Raw genomic sequence first — 15,840 nt, 5'->3', positions numbered from 1 at the left:
AGCGCGAGCGCCCGCGTCAGACCTCGGCCGGCTTGTCCGCCCGGATGACGATCCCGCCGTCGTGCGCGTCCACCCGGGCCCGGTCGCCCGCGTTCAGCTCGCCCGACAGCAGCATGTCGGCCAGCCGGTCGTCGACCTCGCGCTGGATGGTGCGGCGCAGCGGGCGGGCGCCGAAGTCGGGCTGGTAGCCGAGGGTCGCCAGCAGGTCGGCGGCCGCGTCGGTGACCTCCAGGCCGACGTCCTGGGCGGCCAGCCGGCGCCGGGTGTGCTCCAGCAGGAGGTCGACGATCTCGCGCAACTGGCCGCGCACCAGACCGCGGAAGACGATGATCTCGTCGATGCGGTTGAGGAACTCCGGCCGGAAGTACTGGTGGAGCACCGGCATGACCGTCTCGCGCACCTTGGCGTAGTCCTCCACGCCGGCGGCCAGGATGCGGTCGGCGCCGATGTTGGACGTCATGATGACGACGGTGTTCTTGAAGTCGACCGTGCGGCCCTGGGAGTCGGTCAGCCGCCCGTCGTCGAGCAGTTGCAGCAGCGTGTTGAAGACGTCGGGGTGCGCCTTCTCCACCTCGTCCAGCAGCAGCACGGTGTACGGCTGCCTGCGCACCGCCTCGGTGAGCTGCCCGGCCTCGTCGTGGCCGACGTATCCGGGCGGGGCGCCGACCAGCCGGGAGACGGTGTGCCGCTCCTGGAACTCGCTCATGTCCAGGCGGATCATGCGGTGCTCGTCGCCGAAGAGCGCGGCGGCCAGGGCGCGGGCGAGCTCGGTCTTGCCGACGCCGGTGGGGCCGAGGAAGAGGAAGCTGCCGACGGGACGGTTGGGGTCGCTCATCCCGGCCCGCGCGCGCCGCACGGCACGGGCGATGGCCGTGATGGCCTCGTCCTGGCCGACGACCCGCTCGTGGAGGTGCTCCTCCAGCTTCATCAGCCGTTCGCGCTCCTCCTCGGTGAGCTGGGCGACCGGGATGCCGGTGGTGCGGGACACCACCTCGGCGATGTCCTCGGCCGTGACCTTGGGGGTCTGCTCCTCGGCCCGGCCCACCTCGGCGAGCCGGCCCTCCGCCTCCTTGATCCGGTCGCGGAGCTCCTTGGCCCGCTCGTACTCCTCGTCGGCGACGGCCTGGTCCTTCTCCCGGTTCAGCGCGGCGATGTCGTCCTCGATCTCGCGGGTGTCGGCGAGCGGGGTCTTGGCGCGCAGCCGTACCCGGGCGGCGGCCTGGTCCATCAGGTCGATGGCCTTGTCGGGCAGGAACCGGGAGGTGATGTAGCGGTCGGACAGCTCGGCCGCGGCGACCACCGCCTCGTCGGTGATGCGGACCTGGTGGTGGGCCTCGTAGCGGTCGCGCAGTCCGCGCAGGATCTCGATGGTGTCGTCGACGGACGGCTCGCCCACCAGGATCGGGGCGAAGCGCCGCTCCAGGGCGGCGTCCTTCTCGATGTGCTTGCGGTACTCGTCGACCGTGGTGGCGCCGATCAGGTGCAGCTCGCCACGGGCCAGGGCGGGCTTGAGCATGTTGCCCGCGTCCATGGCGCCCTCACCGCCGCCGCCCGCGCCGACGACGGTGTGCATCTCGTCGAGGAACAGCACCAGGTCGTCGCCGTGCTCGCTCACCTCGTCGAGCAGCTTCTTCAGCCGCTCCTCGAACTCGCCGCGGTACTTGGTGCCGGCGACCATGCCGGCGAGGTCGAGGGAGACGAGCCGCTTGCCCGCGAGGGTCTTCGGCACGTCGTCGGCCACGATGCGCTGGGCGATGCCCTCGACGATCGCGGTCTTGCCGACGCCGGGGTCGCCGATGAGGACGGGGTTGTTCTTGCTGCGCCGGGAAAGGACCTCGATGGTCTGTTCGACCTCGTCGTCGCGTCCGATCACCGGGTCGAGGCGCCCGGCCCGCGCGTCCTCGGTGAGGTCGCGGCCGAACTCGTCGATCGTCGGCGTGCTGCTGGGCCCTTTGGCCCGCTCGCCCACGGTCTCGGTGGGCATCCGGGTCGGCTCCCAGCCGGTGTCGGCGAGGGCCCGTCCCGCCGTCGACTCGGGGTTGGCGGCGAGGGCGCGCAGCAGGTGTTCGGGGCCGATGTAGGAGGAGTCCTCGGCCCGGGAGATCTGGTAGGCGTCCAGCAGGGCCCGCTTGGCCGCCGGGGTGAGGGTGGTGGGCGCGGTCCTCTCGGCGGCGTCCTCGCCGAGGCCGAGCCGCTCCCTGATCCGGTCGGGGTCCGCGCCCGCCTCCGCGATCAGCCGGCGGGTCGAGTGGTGCGTGGTGGTCGCGGCCAGCAGATGCCGGGCGTCGAGCTCGTCGCTGCCCTCGGCGGCGGCCAGGTCCCTGGCCTCGGCGACCAGCTCGCGGGCCCGCTCCGACAGCAGGCTGCCGATGTCGAGCGCCTGGACCCGGCGCGCCTGCGGGGGCTGTCCCTGGCCGCCGAAGAACCGGGACATCAGCTCGTCGAACCCCTCGAAGGGACTGCGTCCGAAACCGAAACCTGGAGTAGTCATCCTTGCGGGCCTTCCCTGCGCAGCCGACAGCCATCCGAGACCCCCAAATTGCCACAATTCGGGCATCCTTGCATATGCGCCGGTCAGGGAACCCCGTCCCTCGCCCTCGCACGGCATCGCGGGTCGCGGCGCGCCCCGGCCCGGGCGGGGCGGGGCGGGGCGGCAACGCCACGGCACCGGGCCCGGAACGGGGCGGCGGGACAGGACCACGCCTGTTCCCGACGCCGTCAGGGATGCCCGCCGGCCCGTGCGCCCAGGCTGTGCTGTGCCGCGCGGGCGAGGGCGCGGCGGTCGGCGACGGCGCCCGCGGGCAGGGCGGGCCGGACCTCCACCTCGGCGATCAGCCCGCGCGCCGACACCACCCGCCACACCGAGGCGAGCAGCGAGTCGTCGCCGACGTACGCGGGCGCGGTGCTGGCCGCTCCCCCGGCGAACCGGTAGCGGATGCGTACGGGCTGGACCGCCGCCCCCGCGTCGAGCGCGGCCTGGAAGGCCGCCCGGCGGAAGTCGCCCTGGGCCCGGCCGCACCAGGTGCTGCCCTCGGGGAAGACCGCGACCGCCCCGCCGCCGCGCAGCACGTCCGCCATGCGGGCCACGGTGTCGGGCAGGGCGCGCAGCCGGTCGCGGTCGATGAACAGCACACCGCCGCCCGCGGCCAGCGGGCCCGCCACCGGCCACTGCCGGATCTCGGCCTTGGCCAGCATCCTGGCGGGCCGCACGGCGGCGAGCAGCGGGATGTCGAGCCACGAGATGTGGTTGGCGACCAGGAGCAGCCCGCCGGCGGGCGCGGCGGGGCCGGTGGCCCGGATCCGCACCCCGGCGGCCCGTACGATCCACCGGCTCCACCGGCGTATCGCCGCCGCGGGGATCCACCGGCCGAGCGGCACCAGCGTGATCCCCGCGAGCAGCAGCACGATCAACGCCGTCATCCGCAGCACGGCCCGCGGTACGGCGGCGGCGGAGCCCGTCGGCTCCACGCACGCCCCGGGGGTGCAGGGCGCGCTGGGCAGCCAGACGCTCATCAGGCCGGGACGAGCGAGAGGAAGTGCCGCAGGTAGCGCTCGTTGACCCGGCGCATCGACAGCAGCACGTACAGGTCGGCGACCCCGAAGTCGGGGTCGTGGGCGGGCTCGGCGCACACCCAGGCGCCCAGCCGCAGGTAGCCGCGCAGCAGCGCGGGCAGTTCGGTGCGCGCGGGCGGGGTCGGGCCCGCGGGCGCGGTCCAGGGCCGCAGCGGCCGTACCCGGAACTCCTCGGGCGCCAGGTACTTCTCGCGCACCCGGTCCCAGGTCGCCGCGGCCAGCGCGCCGCCGTCGGCGAGCGGGACGGAGCAGCAGCCCGCCAGCCACTCGTGGCCGCGCTCGACCATGTAGCGGGCGATCCCGGCCCAGATCAGGCCGATGACCGCGCCGTCCCGGTGGTCGGGGTGCACACAGGAGCGGCCGACCTCGACCAGCCCGGGCCGGATCGGGGCGAGCGGCCCGAGGTCGAACTCGCCCTCGGAGTAGAGGCGTCCGGCGACCGCGGCCCGCTCGGGCGGCAGCAGCCGGTAGGTGCCGACCACCTCGCCGGTGGCGCCGTCCCGTATGAGAAGGTGATCGCAGTAGGCGTCGAAGGCGTCCACGTCCAGGCCCGGCTCGGGGCCGTCCAGGCGGGCGCCCAGCTCGCCGGCGAACACCTGGTGCCGCAGCCGCTGAGCGGCACGGACGTCGTCCTGGTCGCGGGCGAGCGAGACCAGATAGCCGGATCCTCCGGCCGGGGCGGCCACTGCGGGGGGCGAGGCGGGCATGGCGGTCATGACGGTCTCCTGTGCCGGGCTGAAGCGTGAGGACATCTGCACCTCACTTCTTCCGCTCCCGGCTGGCCTCGACGTGTCCTGTGCGGGGCCCGTGGATGTGCGGCTGCTGAATGACCGGTTCTTTGCGTCCTGAACGCGGGCGCGTCACTTCTTCCGCAGCGGCAGGGCCACCGTCGGTCCACCGGGGCGGTCCGCTCCGTACGCGGTGCGGTGGGCGCGCAGGGCCGCGGCCCGGAGCGGCGGGTGCCTGGCGGGACCGGGGATGAGCACCACTCCCGGTCCCGCCCGTCCGCACCTTGTCGGCGAACGTCTCCGGGCCCTCAGCGGCCCGCGGCCCTGCGGGTCGCCCGCAGCCACTCCCGGTTCATGCCGGTGATGGACACCAGCGGGATGCCCTTGGGGCAGGCGGTGGCGCACTCCCCGGTGAGGGTGCAGCCGCCGAAGCCCTCGGCGTCCATCTGGGCCACCATGTCCAGGACCCGGGTCTCGCGCTCGGGCGCGCCCTGCGGCAGGACGTTGAGGTGGTTGACCTTGGCCGAGGTGAACAGCATCGCCGCGCCGTTCGGGCACGCGGCGACGCACGCGCCGCAGCCGATGCACTCGGCGTGCTCGAAGGCGAGGTCGGCGTCCGGCTTGGGCACGGGGGTGGCGTGCGCCTCGGGCGCGGCGCCGGTCGGGGCGGTGATGTAGCCGCCGGCCTGGATGATCCGGTCGAAGGCCGAGCGGTCCACGACCAGGTCCTTGACGACCGGGAAGGCCGAGGCCCGCCAGGGCTCGACGTCGATGGTGTCGCCGTCCCGGAAGGACCGCATGTGCAGCTGGCAGGTGGTGGTGCGCTCGGGGCCGTGCGCGTCGCCGTTGATCACCAGGCTGCACGCGCCGCAGATGCCCTCGCGGCAGTCGTGGTCGAAGGCGACGGGGTCCTCGCCCTTGAGGATGAGCTCCTCGTTGAGGGTGTCGAGCATCTCCAGGAAGGACATGTCGGAGGAGATCCCGTCCACTTCGTAGGTGGACATGGCGCCTTCGGCGTCGGCGTTCTTCTGCCGCCAGACGCGCAGGGTGAGCTTCATGCGTAGCTCCGCTGGGTGGGGTGGACGTACTCGAAGACCAGGTCTTCCTTGTGCAGGGTCGGAGGCTCGCCGGTCGCGGTGAACTCCCAGGCGGCCGCGTAGCCGAACTCCTCGTCCCTGCGGGCCGCTTCGCCGTCGGGGGTCTGGGACTCCTCGCGGAAGTGGCCGCCGCAGGACTCGGCGCGGTGCAGTGCGTCGAGGCACATGAGTTCGGCGAGTTCCAGGTAGTCGACGATCCGGTTGGCCTTCTCCAGGGACTGGTTGAACTCCTCGCCGGTGCCGGGAACCTTGATGCGCCGCCAGAACTCCTCGCGGATCTGCGGAATGCGCTCCAGGGCCTTGCGCAGACCGGCGTCCGTACGGGCCATGCCGCAGAACTCCCACATCAGTTCGCCGAGTTCACGGTGGAACGAGTCCGGGGTGCGGTCGCCGTCGACGGACAGCAGCAGGTTCAGCCGGTCCTCGGTCTCCGCCAGCGCCTCCTGGACGACGGGGTGTTCCGCGGTCACCGGTTCCTGGTGCGGGACGCGGGCCAGGTAGTCGTTGATGGTGGACGGCAGGACGAAGTAGCCGTCCGCCAGTCCCTGCATCAGCGCGGACGCGCCGAGGCGGTTGGCACCGTGGTCGGAGAAGTTTGCCTCGCCGATCGCGAACAGGCCGGGGACGGTGGTCTGGAGGTCGTAGTCGACCCACAGGCCGCCCATCGTGTAGTGCACGGCGGGGTAGATCCGCATGGGCACGGTGTACGGGTCCTCGGCGGTGATCCGGGCGTACATGTCGAAGAGGTTGCCGTACTTCTCCTCGACCTTCTCCCGGCCCATCCGCGCGACGGCGTCGGCGAAGTCGAGGTAGACGCCCTGGCCGCCGGGGCCCACGCCCCGACCCTCGTCGCAGACGTTCTTGGCGGCGCGGGAGGCGATGTCGCGCGGGACCAGGTTGCCGAAGGAGGGGTAGATGCGCTCCAGGTAGTAGTCGCGCTCGTCCTCGGGGATGCGGTTCGGCGGCCGGTCGTCGCCCTTGGCCTTCGGCACCCAGATGCGGCCGTCGTTGCGCAGCGACTCGCTCATCAGGGTCAGCTTGGACTGGTGGTCGCCGGTGCGCGGGATGCAGGTGGGGTGGATCTGGGTGAAGCAGGGGTTGGCGAACAGGGCGCCGCGCCGGTGCGCCCGCCAGACGGCGGTGGCGTTGGAGTTCATGGCGTTGGTCGACAGGTAGAAGACGTTGCCGTAGCCGCCGGAGGCGAGGACGACGGCGTCCGCGAAGTACGTGTCGATGCGGCCCGTGATCAGATCGCGGGCGACGATGCCGCGGGCCCGTCCGTCGACGACGATCAGGTCGAGCATCTCGGTGCGCGGGTGCATCTCCACGTTCCCGGCGGCGATCTGCCGGGACAGCGCCTGGTAGGCGCCGAGCAGGAGCTGCTGGCCCGTCTGGCCGCGGGCGTAGAAGGTGCGGGAGACCTGGACGCCACCGAAGGAGCGGGTGTCGAGCAGGCCGCCGTACTCGCGGGCGAAGGGCACGCCCTGCGCGACGCACTGGTCGATGATCTCGACGGAGATCTGGGCCAGGCGGTGGACGTTGGACTCGCGGGCGCGGAAGTCGCCGCCCTTGACGGTGTCGTAGAACAGCCGGTGGACCGAGTCGCCGTCGTTGCGGTAGTTCTTCGCGGCGTTGATGCCGCCCTGCGCGGCGATGGAGTGGGCCCGGCGCGGGGAGTCCTGGTAGCAGAACTGGACGACGTGGTAGCCCTGTTCGGCGAGGGTGGCACCGGCCGAGCCGCCCGCGAGTCCGGTGCCGACGACGATGACCGTGTGCTTGCGGCGGTTGGCCGGGTTGACCAGCTTGGCCTCGAAGCGGCGCTTGTCCCAGCGTTCGGCGACGGGTCCCGCGGGGGCCTTGGTGTCGGCGACGGGTTCGCCGGTGGTGTAGTCGGTGTAGGTCATGGTCAGCTCACCACTCCGGTCATGACGCCCACGGGGACGGCTACGAAGCCGGCCGTGAGCAGCAGTGCGAGGACGTTCGCGACGGTCTTGAGGGCGCGGTCGCGGGTGCGGCTGCCGGCGCCGAGGGTCTGGGCGGCGCTCCAGAAGCCGTGCCGGACGTGCAGGCCCAGCGCGAGCATCGCGACGATGTAGACGACGTCGCCGTACCAGGTGGAGAAGGTGTCGACGACGTTCTGGTACGGGTGGCCCTCCTGGAAGCCGCCGGGGTGCACGGTGCCGGTGGTCAGGTCGAGGATGTGCCACACGATGAACAGGCCCAGGATGACGCCGCCCCAGCGCATGGTGCGCGTCGCGTAGCTCGCCCGGGGCTTCTTGTGCACGTACTTGCCGGGGCGCGCCTTGATGTCGCGGCGGCTGAGCTGGTAGGCGGAGGTGGCGTGGGCGACCACCGCGAGCACCAGCACGACGCGGACGAGCCACAGGGTCCACTCGTAGTGCATGAAGGGCTCGCCGACGGTGCGCAGCCAGTGGGCGTAGTGGTTGAACTCGCCCGCCCCGAAGAAGATCTTCAGGTTGCCGATCACATGGGCGACCAGGTACAGGAGCATGATCAGGCCGCTGACGGCCATCACTGCCTTCTTGCCGATGGTGGAGTCCCACACGGTGCGTGCCAGTGACGCCCGTCGGTCCGTCCGCGTTGCCAGAGCCATGGGTCCTGACGTTAGGGCCGAAGGTCCCGATCGGTCCAAGACATGGTCCACCTTGAATCCATAGCGTGTGTCTATCGGTGGGCTATCGTGGAGGTATGCAGTTCCAGCAGCTTCAGTACTTCGTCGCGGTCGCCGAGACCCGGCACTTCACCCGGGCCGCGGAGGCCGTCCATGTGGCGCAGCCCTCGTTGTCGCAGCAGATCAAGGCGCTGGAGCGGGAGCTGGGGGCGGATCTGTTCCTGCGTGCCCGGGGCAACATCACGCTCACCGACGCGGGCGAGGCTCTGCTGCCGCTGGCCCGGCGCATCCTGGCCGACGCGGACACCGCGCGGCACGAGGTGCTGGAGCTGCTGCAGCTGCGCAGCGGCCGGGTGCGGCTGGGCGCGACCCCGAGCCTGTGCACCGGTCTGCTGCCGGACGTGCTGCGCGCCTTCCACGACCGCTATCCCGGCGTCCGTCTGATCATCGAGGAGAGCGGCTCGCACGACCTCGTACGGGAGCTGGCCCGCGGCGCCCTGGACCTGGCGCTGGTCGTGCTGCCGCTGCCGACCCCGTCGCCCGCGCTGACCACGGTGGAGCTGCTGCGCGAGGACCTGGTGGTGGTGTCGTCACCGGAGGCGGACCCGCCCGGCGGCGGACGGCAGACGGTGCGCGTGGCCGATCTGGAGGGCGAGCGGCTGGTGATGTTCCGGCACGGCTACGACCTCAGGGAGCTGACCGTGGCCGCGTGCCGTGTCGAGGGGTTCGAGCCGGACTTCGCGGTGGAGGGCGGCGAGATGGACGCGGTGCTGGGCTTCGTACGGGCCGGGCTGGGCGTCGCCGTCGTACCGCGCATGGTGGCCGCGCGCGCCGGGCACGGGCTGCGGGTGACCCCGCTGGCCCAGCCGGGCCTGCAGCGCACGATCGCCCTGGCCCACCGCAGCGACGTGGCCCCGCCGCGGGCGGCCCGGGAGCTCCAGCGGATGCTGCTGGAGCGATGAGCGGGAGCGCCCCCGGCCGGCCGGGGCGGCCGTTGCCGCCCGCCCACGGACCGGAGAGGCCGGGCAGGTCCTAGTCGATCTCCGGCGGCACCGGGGTGCCCTGGTGGTAGTACATGCGCCAGCCCGTCTCCGCGTCGCGTCGGCGCCACAGGGAGGTGCGCCGGGCCCGTACCCCGTCGAACTCGGTCTCGAAGGTGAGGTGCACCAGGCCGGGCGCCAGGACCACTCCGGTGAACGCCGACGCCCGGTAGCGCGGACCGTCGGCCGAGCTGCCCGGCTTGTCGGGCAGTCCGGCCACGGTCTCCTCGTACGTGTAGCGCCGCCCGGAGGCGCCCACCTCGACGAACTCCGGGTCGAACAGCCGGAGGGCCTCGGCGCGGGAGGAGCGGACGGTCGGGTCCATGAGGCGCAGTTCGCCGGCGATCGCCTCGTTCACGGCGTCTGAGTCATCGGTCACGCGCCGATGCTCACACGTGGACCCCGGCCCGGCGCAACCGGGTTACGGCCTCCCCCGCGACCCGGTCCGCCGGACCGGCCGCACGAGCCGGCGCCGGTGGACGCGACGGGCCGACGGCGTGACGGAACGGGGCGGACGCGGACCCGGACCCCGGCGTCCGGTGCGGGCCCGTGAGCGCGAGGGTCAGGAGCCGCTGAGCACTTCCTGTGCCGGCACGGCGAGATAGCCCGTCTCGGGGCCTCTCGCCTGCTCCGGCGCCGGATAGGCGAGATGCATGAGCCGGGACTGCTCCTGGCGCATGTACATGAACGACTCGAGGATGTAACCGACGAGGAGGACGAGTGCCGCGATGGTCATGACCGTGGCCGCGAGGATCGCCGTGGGGAAGCGCGGCACGGTGCCCGTACTGAGGAAGTCGACGACGACCGGCGTACCGAGCACGACCGCCACGAGGGCGAGCAGACCCGCGACGACGGTGTGGACGAGTGAAGGCCGCTCCCGCCGCGCCAGATTGAGGATCAGCCGCAGGATGCGCCAACCGTCCCGGTAGGTGCGCAGTTTGCTCACGCCGCCGGCGGGCCGGTCCTTGAAGCCGACCGGGAGCTCCGCCGTGGGCAGCCGGAGCTTGAGCGCGTGGACCGTCATCTCGGTCTCGGTCTCGAACTCCCGCGACAGCGCCGGGAAGGACTTGACGAAGCGCCGGGAGAAGACCCGGTAACCGCTCAGCATGTCGGTGACGTCATTGCCGAAGAGCGAGCGCACCGCACCCGTGAGCAGTCTGTTGCCCACCGCGTGCCCCGTCCGGTACGCGCCCTCGACCGTCTCGCGCCGGGTGCCGATGACCTGGTCGTAGGGGCCGTCGAACAGCAGGTTCACCATGTCCCGGGCCCGTGAGGCGTCGTAGGTGTCGTCGCCGTCGATGATGAGCAGGGCGTCGGCTTCGACATCGGCGAAAGCGCGCCGGATGACGTTGCCTTTGCCCTTGCGGTGTTCGCACCGGACGATCGCGCCCGCCGCGAGGGCGACCTCCACGGTGCGATCGGTCGAGGCGTTGTCGTAGACATAGATGTCGGACTCGGGGAGCGCCGCGCGCAGATCGCGCACCACCTTGTCGATGGCGGCTTCCTCGTTGTGACACGGCACGACGCAGGCGATCGTCGGGCTCACGGTCTCTCCTCGGCTGAATTAATCAGGTACATATCTGGACATAATGGTCTGCCGGAGCGCCTGACCGGTGGGGGCGCACCGTGTCGATACGCTCGTGTCCGTGTCGGACCTCGCGTCTTTGACGCTGCGCATGCGTGATGCCATCGGTGGAATCTGGCGTGAGGCCGCCGCGTTCGGCGTGGTCGGCGCCCTCGCCTTCGTCGTGGACGCCGGTGTCTACAACCTGCTGGTCTTCGGCCTCCCCGGCACGGCCGGCGGGTCGATGCGATCGGCACCCGTCCAGGCCTCCGCCGTCGCGACGGGCGTCTCGATGATCGTCGGCTGGGCGGGCAATCATCACTGGACGTACCGGCACCGGCGGCGCGAGAAGGTGGCCCGCGAACTGACCCTGTTCGCCTTCGTGAACATCGTCGGTCTCGTGATCACCGCCGGCGCGGTCGCCCTGTCGCGACAGTCGGCGGGATGCGACTGCGCGGTCGGCGACAATGCCGCCCGCCTGGCCGGCTGGGTCGCCGCCACGCTGTTCCGCTTCTTCGCCTACCGGCGCGTGGTCTTCGCGGCGGGCTGAGCGGCGGGTCCGCGCACCCGGCGTGCGAGCCACGCGGCACACCCGACCCGAATGTTACTCTGTGTGCTCAAATCGCTACATGGTGTTACGCTCCGGGCGCATGGAATCTACCCAATTGGTCGGGTCCTTCAGGCTGTTCCGCTTCTTGCGGGGTGAACAGCCGCGCTGGGTCTGGGGCCTGGCCGCCGTCGCCGCGGTCTGCTGTCTGATCACCGTCCTCACGTTCTCCCCCGGTTACATGAGTCCGGACAGCCTCACCCAGCTCGATCAGGCCATGGGTCGGGAACTGTTGTCGGACTGGCATCCGCCGGTCCTGGCCCTGGTGTGGAGAGGGCTCATCGCCGTGGCCGGCACCCCCTCGGCGATGGCGGTCGTCCAGTGCGTCGTGCTGTGGGTGACGCTGTGGGTCATCGCCTGGTGCGTCTGGGCGCTGACCGGCAGCCGTCCGGGATCGCTCGCGGTTCTCGGAATCGGACTGGCCCCGCATGTCGTGACGTTCACCGGAGTGGTGTGGAAAGACGTCCACATGGCGTTCGCGCTCCTCGCCGCCTGTGCTCTCGCGCTCGTCGGCAAACGCCTGCCGGCCGGTCGCTCCGCCTCGCGCTGGGCCCTGCTGGGCCTCGGCGTGCTCTTCCTCGCCTATGCCGTACTGGTGCGCAAGAACGGGCTCCTCGCCGCGCTGCCCGTCTTCCTGATGCTCGTGCCCATGCTGTGGCCCAAGCCGGGACGCCGCGTGTGGCTGTTCTCCTCGCTGGCCCTCCTCGTCGCCGTCGTGGTGCCCAACACGGCCATCGCCTTCCTCGCGCGGCCGGTGCAGACGAGCCAGGGCTCACAGGTCATGGTGGACGACCTGCTGCACGTCCTGAGCGTGGACGAAGTGCGGGCGGCGGCGAAGAGGGTGTCGACGACACCGGACTTCGAGCTGCGCATGACCGTCGCGGCCGAGCAGTGCGCGCGGAGTCAGACGCTGTCCGACGGCTTCATCCGCTGCTACCCCATGGACCTGACGGACGACGGCGGGCCCGACCTGACCCCGCACGCGGACGAGCTGACGTCCATGTGGCTCGATGAGATCCCCGGCCGTCTGCCCGAATACGCCGCATACCGCCTGCAAGTCTTCTCGCAGTTGCTGTTCAAGGGCGTCTACCCGTTCCAGCCGGGGATCCAGACCAACGACCTCGGACTCGAGGTGACGAACGACCGGCTCGAAGCGACCTTGGGGAACTACGTCCTCGGCGCCGCCAGGGACCTGCCGTTCCTCTTCGCCGGCTGGTTCTGGCTGGCCGTCGCGCTCGCCCTGTCGATCCGGCCGGGCAAGGGCACCTTCTCGATGCCCGTCCGGGCGCTGGGGATCAGCTCGCTGACCTATGTGCTCGGTTACCTGCCCACCCTCCCGACGGCGGACTTCCGCTACATCTACTGGCCTGCGCTCGCCTGCACGCTCGGTCTCCTCCTCGCCCGGCTGGGCCGAACGACCCCTTCGACTCCCCCCGCCACGCAGACCGCCCACCTGACGGTGCGCCAGTCACCGGCCCCCGCGACCGAGCAACTGGCCGGCTGAACCAACGGCCCGGCCTCGCCCAGGCACTCCTCACCGCTCCAGCGGGATGCCGCTGGAGCGGTGAGGAGTGCCGGACCCCGCGTCTGTCGCGTGTTCCGCCGGACCGGCCCCGCGACGCTCACCCCGTCGCGTCCACCAGCGTCAGCTCGTGCAGCCGCTCCGGCGGGCCGGGGCGGGCGTAGTACCAGCCCTGGGCCGTGTCGCAGCCCAGGATCCGCAACTGCTCGGCCTGGGCGCCGGTTTCGACGCCCTCCACGGTCACCGCGAGGTCCAGGCTGTGGGCGAGCGAGACGATCCCCTCGACGATCTTCAGATCGACGGGGTCGGCCGGGAACTGCTGCATGCTCTGGGTGAAGGAGCGGTCCAGCTTGAGGATGCTCACCGGCAGCCGTCGCAGGTTGGCGAGGTTGGAGTAGCCGGTGCCGAAGTCGTCCAGCGCGATGTCGACGCCCATCTCGGCCAGTCGGCGCAGCGGTTTGAGCAGGTCGTCGTCCGCGCCGATCAGCGCCGACTCGGTCACCTCCAGGCAGAGCGCCTCGGGGGCGACACCGGTGCGCTCCAGGATCTCGACGGTGTCCTGCACCAGGCCGGGGTGGGTGAGCTGGCAGGGCGAGAGGTTGACGTTGATGCGCAACGGACCGCTGTCGGCGTGGCGTTCGTGCCACTGTCCGGCCTGCCGGACCGACTGCTCCAGCACCCAGCGGCCCAACGGGACGATCAGGCCGGTGTGTTCGGCGAGCGGGATGAACCGGTCGGGGCCGAGCACGCCGTGCTGCGGGTGCAGCCAGCGCACCAGCGCCTCGGCGCCGTGCACGCTGCCGTCGCCGAGGTGGACCAGCGGCTGGTACTCGATGAAGAACTCGCCCCGCTCCAGGGCGGCCGGCAGTGCCGTGGTGAGCCCGTGCCGGGTGATGGCGCGGGCGTCGGCCTCCGGGTCGGCGAGCTCGAAGCGGTTGCCGCCCGCGGACTTGGCCCGGTACATCGTGATGTCGGCGCTGCGCAGCACCTCCGCCGCGCTGCGCTCCTGGGCCGCGCCCTCGACCACGCCGATGCTGCCGCGCACGGTCAGTTCCCGGCCGTCGACGCTGATCGGGGCGACGAGCGCGTTCATGATGCGGGCGGCGAGCTCGTCGACCTCCCGCTGGGTGTCGGGCCCGGTGGTCAGCGCCACGAACTCGTCGCCGCCCAGCCGCGCGACCATCTCGCCGGGCGCGGTCGCGCAGGACTGGAGGCGGTCGGCGACCTCGACGAGCAGCCGGTCGCCGGCCGCGTGGCCGAGGCTGTCGTTGATGGTCTTGAAGCCGTCGAGGTCGAGGTAGCACAGGCCGAAGCGCTGTCCCGGTCCGGCGGCGAGCACCTTCTCCAGGCGCTCGAAGAACAGGGTGCGGTTGGGCAGCCCGGTGAGCGCGTCGTGCGTGGCCTCGTAACGCAGCCGGAGGTTGAGCAGGCGGCGCTCGGTGGTGTCCTCCATCAGCGCCAGCTGGTACTGCGGTGCGCCGTCGGCGTCGCGCAGCAGGGAGACCGTGAGGTTGGTCCACAGCACCGTCCCGTCGGGGCGGTAGTAGGCCTTCTCCACGTGGTAGTGCTCGCGGTCGCCGCGCACCAGTTCCTCGTACAGCCGCCACACCTGGGGCGCGTCCTCGGCATGCGTCCAGTCCCGGACGTTGCGGCCGCGCAGCGTCTGTTCGGAGCCGCCGAACATGCGCAGCATCGCCCCGTTGACCTCGAGGACGTTGCCGTCCAGGTCGGCGATGCTGATGCCTATGGCCGCGCCTTCGAACACGGCCCGGAAGCGCGCCTCGCTCGCGTGCAGCGCCTGTGCGACCACGCCCTGCGCCTGGAGCGCGGCCCGGGCGATCGCCTCCTGTTCGGCGAGCGTGCGGTCGCGCAGCGCCTGCGCGTACCCGGCGGCCATGGCGTGCTGGAGCCGGGAGGAACGGGTGCGCAGGTCCTCCCGGGAGCCGTCGCCGCCGCAGTAGAGCACGAGGTAGGCGTCGACGCAGTCGAGCGCGCAGCTCAGCGCGTCGGGGTCCGTGCAGTGCGCCGCGACGAGGGCGGCGCCGACCGCCTTGCCCTCGGCGGCGTCGAAGCTGCGGGCCCGCAGCGCCTTGCTCAGCCGCCTGGCCAGCGGCAGCAGCAGTGCCTCGAACTCCGGCCGGGTCAGGGACGTCGAGGTGACCGGGTACACCGCCCGGCTCCAGATCGTGGCGAACCGCCGCAGTCTGTCCTCCGGGCCGTCCGGTTCCGCGGTCACGCCGTACGCCCCACGCCCGCGAACCCGGAGTAGGCGTAGGGGTCGTCGTCGTCCGGCGCCGTGTCCGGACGCCACCGCGGCATCGGCACCAGTCCCGGTTCCACCATGTCGTACCCTTCGAAGAACCGCTCGATCTCGTTCCGCGAGCGCATGACCAGCGGGTTGCGAATGTCCTTGTACACGTCCACCGCGCCCTCGGCCCGCTCCGGCGGCAGCGGGATTCCCTCGTACGAGGCATGCGTGAGGATCAGCAGGCTGCCGGGCGCGAGGGCCTCGCGCAGCTCCGCCACCGCACCGTACGGGTCGTCCGCGTCTTCCACGAAGTGCAGTATGGCAACGAGAAGCAGCGCCACTGGACGATTCGGGTCGATCAGCCGCCCGACCTGAGGACTCGACAGGATCTCCCGGGGCTTGCGCAGGTCGGCGGCGACCACGTCCGCGTCCTCGTTGCCCGCGAGCACCGCCTCGCTGTGCGCGACGGCCACCGGGTCGTGGTCCACGTACATCACCCGCGCGCCGGGGGCCGCGGCCTGCGCCACCTCGTGGACGCTGCCGTGGGTGGGGATGCCGGAGCCGATGTCCAGGAACTGGGTGACGCCCTCGGCGACCGCGAAGCGCACCGCACGCCGCATGAACGCCCGGTTCGCCTGCATGATCCTGGGAAGTCCCGGCATGAACTCCATGGCCCTGCGGGCCGCTTCCCGGTCGACCTCGAAGTTGTGCGAACCGCCCAGGTAGTAGTCGTAGATGCGCGAAACGCTCGGCACCGAGATGTCGATGCTCCGTGGGGCCCAAGCGGGACGCTCCATCCAACCCTCCAAGGCGTGGACGATCCGGTGTT

13 protein-coding genes are annotated in these 15,840 nt (G+C 71.8%); 3 read left to right on the top strand and 10 right to left on the bottom strand.

Annotated features, from left to right (window positions below; genetic code table 11):
* Nucleotides 1–16 precede the first annotated feature (16 nt).
* The 6 genes from ACWC24_RS13775 to ACWC24_RS13750 form a co-directional block, all read right to left on the bottom strand.
* Nucleotides 17–2,491: an ATP-dependent Clp protease ATP-binding subunit gene (locus ACWC24_RS13775; protein ID WP_450663001.1), complete on the bottom strand. Its 2,475-nt coding sequence runs from the start codon at nucleotides 2,489–2,491 to the stop codon at nucleotides 17–19.
* A 227-nt stretch (nucleotides 2,492–2,718) separates the two neighbouring features.
* Nucleotides 2,719–3,513: a lysophospholipid acyltransferase family protein gene (locus tag ACWC24_RS13770; protein ID WP_450663000.1), complete on the bottom strand. Its 795-nt coding sequence runs from the start codon at nucleotides 3,511–3,513 to the stop codon at nucleotides 2,719–2,721.
* Nucleotides 3,513–4,280, bottom strand: coding sequence for a GNAT family N-acetyltransferase (locus ACWC24_RS13765; protein WP_450663114.1), 768 nt, complete (start codon nucleotides 4,278–4,280; stop codon nucleotides 3,513–3,515). Before ACWC24_RS13765 ends, ACWC24_RS13770 begins: the two co-directional genes overlap by 1 nt.
* A 329-nt stretch (nucleotides 4,281–4,609) precedes the next feature.
* Entirely contained in the window at nucleotides 4,610–5,359 is a 750-nt protein-coding gene (locus ACWC24_RS13760; RefSeq protein WP_450662999.1) for a succinate dehydrogenase/fumarate reductase iron-sulfur subunit, read from the bottom strand.
* Complete coding sequence (locus ACWC24_RS13755; protein WP_450662998.1) at nucleotides 5,356–7,302, bottom strand: fumarate reductase/succinate dehydrogenase flavoprotein subunit; 1,947 nt, start codon at nucleotides 7,300–7,302, stop codon at nucleotides 5,356–5,358. Before ACWC24_RS13755 ends, ACWC24_RS13760 begins: the two co-directional genes overlap by 4 nt.
* Nucleotides 7,303–7,304: 2 nt before the next feature.
* Nucleotides 7,305–7,976 (bottom strand): succinate dehydrogenase, encoded by a 672-nt coding sequence (locus ACWC24_RS13750; RefSeq protein ID WP_450663113.1) that lies wholly within the window; start codon nucleotides 7,974–7,976, stop codon nucleotides 7,305–7,307.
* Nucleotides 7,977–8,107: 131 nt separating this feature from the next.
* Between ACWC24_RS13750 and ACWC24_RS13745 the strand changes: the two genes are divergently transcribed.
* Nucleotides 8,108–8,992, top strand: coding sequence for a LysR family transcriptional regulator (locus ACWC24_RS13745; protein WP_450662997.1), 885 nt, complete (start codon nucleotides 8,108–8,110; stop codon nucleotides 8,990–8,992).
* Nucleotides 8,993–9,062: 70 nt separating this feature from the next.
* Here the strand turns inward: ACWC24_RS13745 and ACWC24_RS13740 are convergent, their stop codons facing one another.
* On the bottom strand, nucleotides 9,063–9,395 hold the full coding sequence (locus ACWC24_RS13740) for a nuclear transport factor 2 family protein (protein ID WP_450663112.1): 333 nt from the start codon (nucleotides 9,393–9,395) through the stop codon (nucleotides 9,063–9,065).
* 237 nt (nucleotides 9,396–9,632) lie between these two features.
* Nucleotides 9,633–10,616: a glycosyltransferase family 2 protein gene (locus ACWC24_RS13735; RefSeq protein ID WP_450662996.1), complete on the bottom strand. Its 984-nt coding sequence runs from the start codon at nucleotides 10,614–10,616 to the stop codon at nucleotides 9,633–9,635.
* A gap of 100 nt (nucleotides 10,617–10,716) precedes the next feature.
* On the opposite strand from ACWC24_RS13735, the gene ACWC24_RS13730 reads away from it, so the two are divergent.
* Both ACWC24_RS13730 and ACWC24_RS13725 read left to right on the top strand, forming a co-directional pair.
* Nucleotides 10,717–11,184: a GtrA family protein gene (locus tag ACWC24_RS13730; RefSeq protein WP_450662995.1), complete on the top strand. Its 468-nt coding sequence runs from the start codon at nucleotides 10,717–10,719 to the stop codon at nucleotides 11,182–11,184.
* A 100-nt stretch (nucleotides 11,185–11,284) separates the two neighbouring features.
* Nucleotides 11,285–12,745, top strand: a complete 1,461-nt coding sequence (locus tag ACWC24_RS13725; protein WP_450662994.1) for a hypothetical protein — start codon at nucleotides 11,285–11,287, stop codon at nucleotides 12,743–12,745.
* A gap of 118 nt (nucleotides 12,746–12,863) precedes the next feature.
* On the opposite strand, the gene ACWC24_RS13720 is transcribed toward ACWC24_RS13725, so the two are convergent.
* The gene (locus ACWC24_RS13720) at nucleotides 12,864–14,999 is read right to left on the bottom strand and encodes a putative bifunctional diguanylate cyclase/phosphodiesterase (RefSeq protein WP_450662993.1); all 2,136 of its coding nucleotides are present in this window, start codon (nucleotides 14,997–14,999) and stop codon (nucleotides 12,864–12,866) included.
* Nucleotides 14,996–15,808 carry an SAM-dependent methyltransferase gene (locus ACWC24_RS13715; RefSeq protein ID WP_450662992.1) on the bottom strand — a complete coding sequence of 271 codons (813 nt, stop codon included), beginning with the start codon at nucleotides 15,806–15,808 and terminating at the stop codon, nucleotides 14,996–14,998. Before ACWC24_RS13715 ends, ACWC24_RS13720 begins: the two co-directional genes overlap by 4 nt.
* Nucleotides 15,809–15,840: the final 32 nt, after the last annotated feature.

The organism is Streptomyces sp. NPDC001443 (genome assembly GCF_053597355.1).
This window is presented reverse-complemented; position numbering and strand designations above follow the sequence as displayed.

Bases quoted from the DNA above. Each gene is read 5' to 3' on its own strand.
- ACWC24_RS13740 (WP_450663112.1), bottom strand. From the start codon at position 9,395: ATGGACCCGACCGTCCGCTCCTCCCGCGCCGAGGCCCTCCGGCTGTTC.
- ACWC24_RS13745 (WP_450662997.1), top strand. From the start codon at position 8,108: ATGCAGTTCCAGCAGCTTCAGTACTTCGTCGCGGTCGCCGAGACCCGG.
- ACWC24_RS13770 (WP_450663000.1), bottom strand. From the start codon at position 3,513: ATGAGCGTCTGGCTGCCCAGCGCGCCCTGCACCCCCGGGGCGTGCGTG.
- ACWC24_RS13725 (WP_450662994.1), top strand. From the start codon at position 11,285: ATGGAATCTACCCAATTGGTCGGGTCCTTCAGGCTGTTCCGCTTCTTG.
- ACWC24_RS13715 (WP_450662992.1), bottom strand. From the start codon at position 15,808: ATGGAGCGTCCCGCTTGGGCCCCACGGAGCATCGACATCTCGGTGCCG.
- ACWC24_RS13765 (WP_450663114.1), bottom strand. From the start codon at position 4,280: ATGCCCGCCTCGCCCCCCGCAGTGGCCGCCCCGGCCGGAGGATCCGGC.
- ACWC24_RS13755 (WP_450662998.1), bottom strand. From the start codon at position 7,302: ATGACCTACACCGACTACACCACCGGCGAACCCGTCGCCGACACCAAG.
- ACWC24_RS13775 (WP_450663001.1), bottom strand. From the start codon at position 2,491: ATGACTACTCCAGGTTTCGGTTTCGGACGCAGTCCCTTCGAGGGGTTC.
- ACWC24_RS13760 (WP_450662999.1), bottom strand. From the start codon at position 5,359: ATGAAGCTCACCCTGCGCGTCTGGCGGCAGAAGAACGCCGACGCCGAA.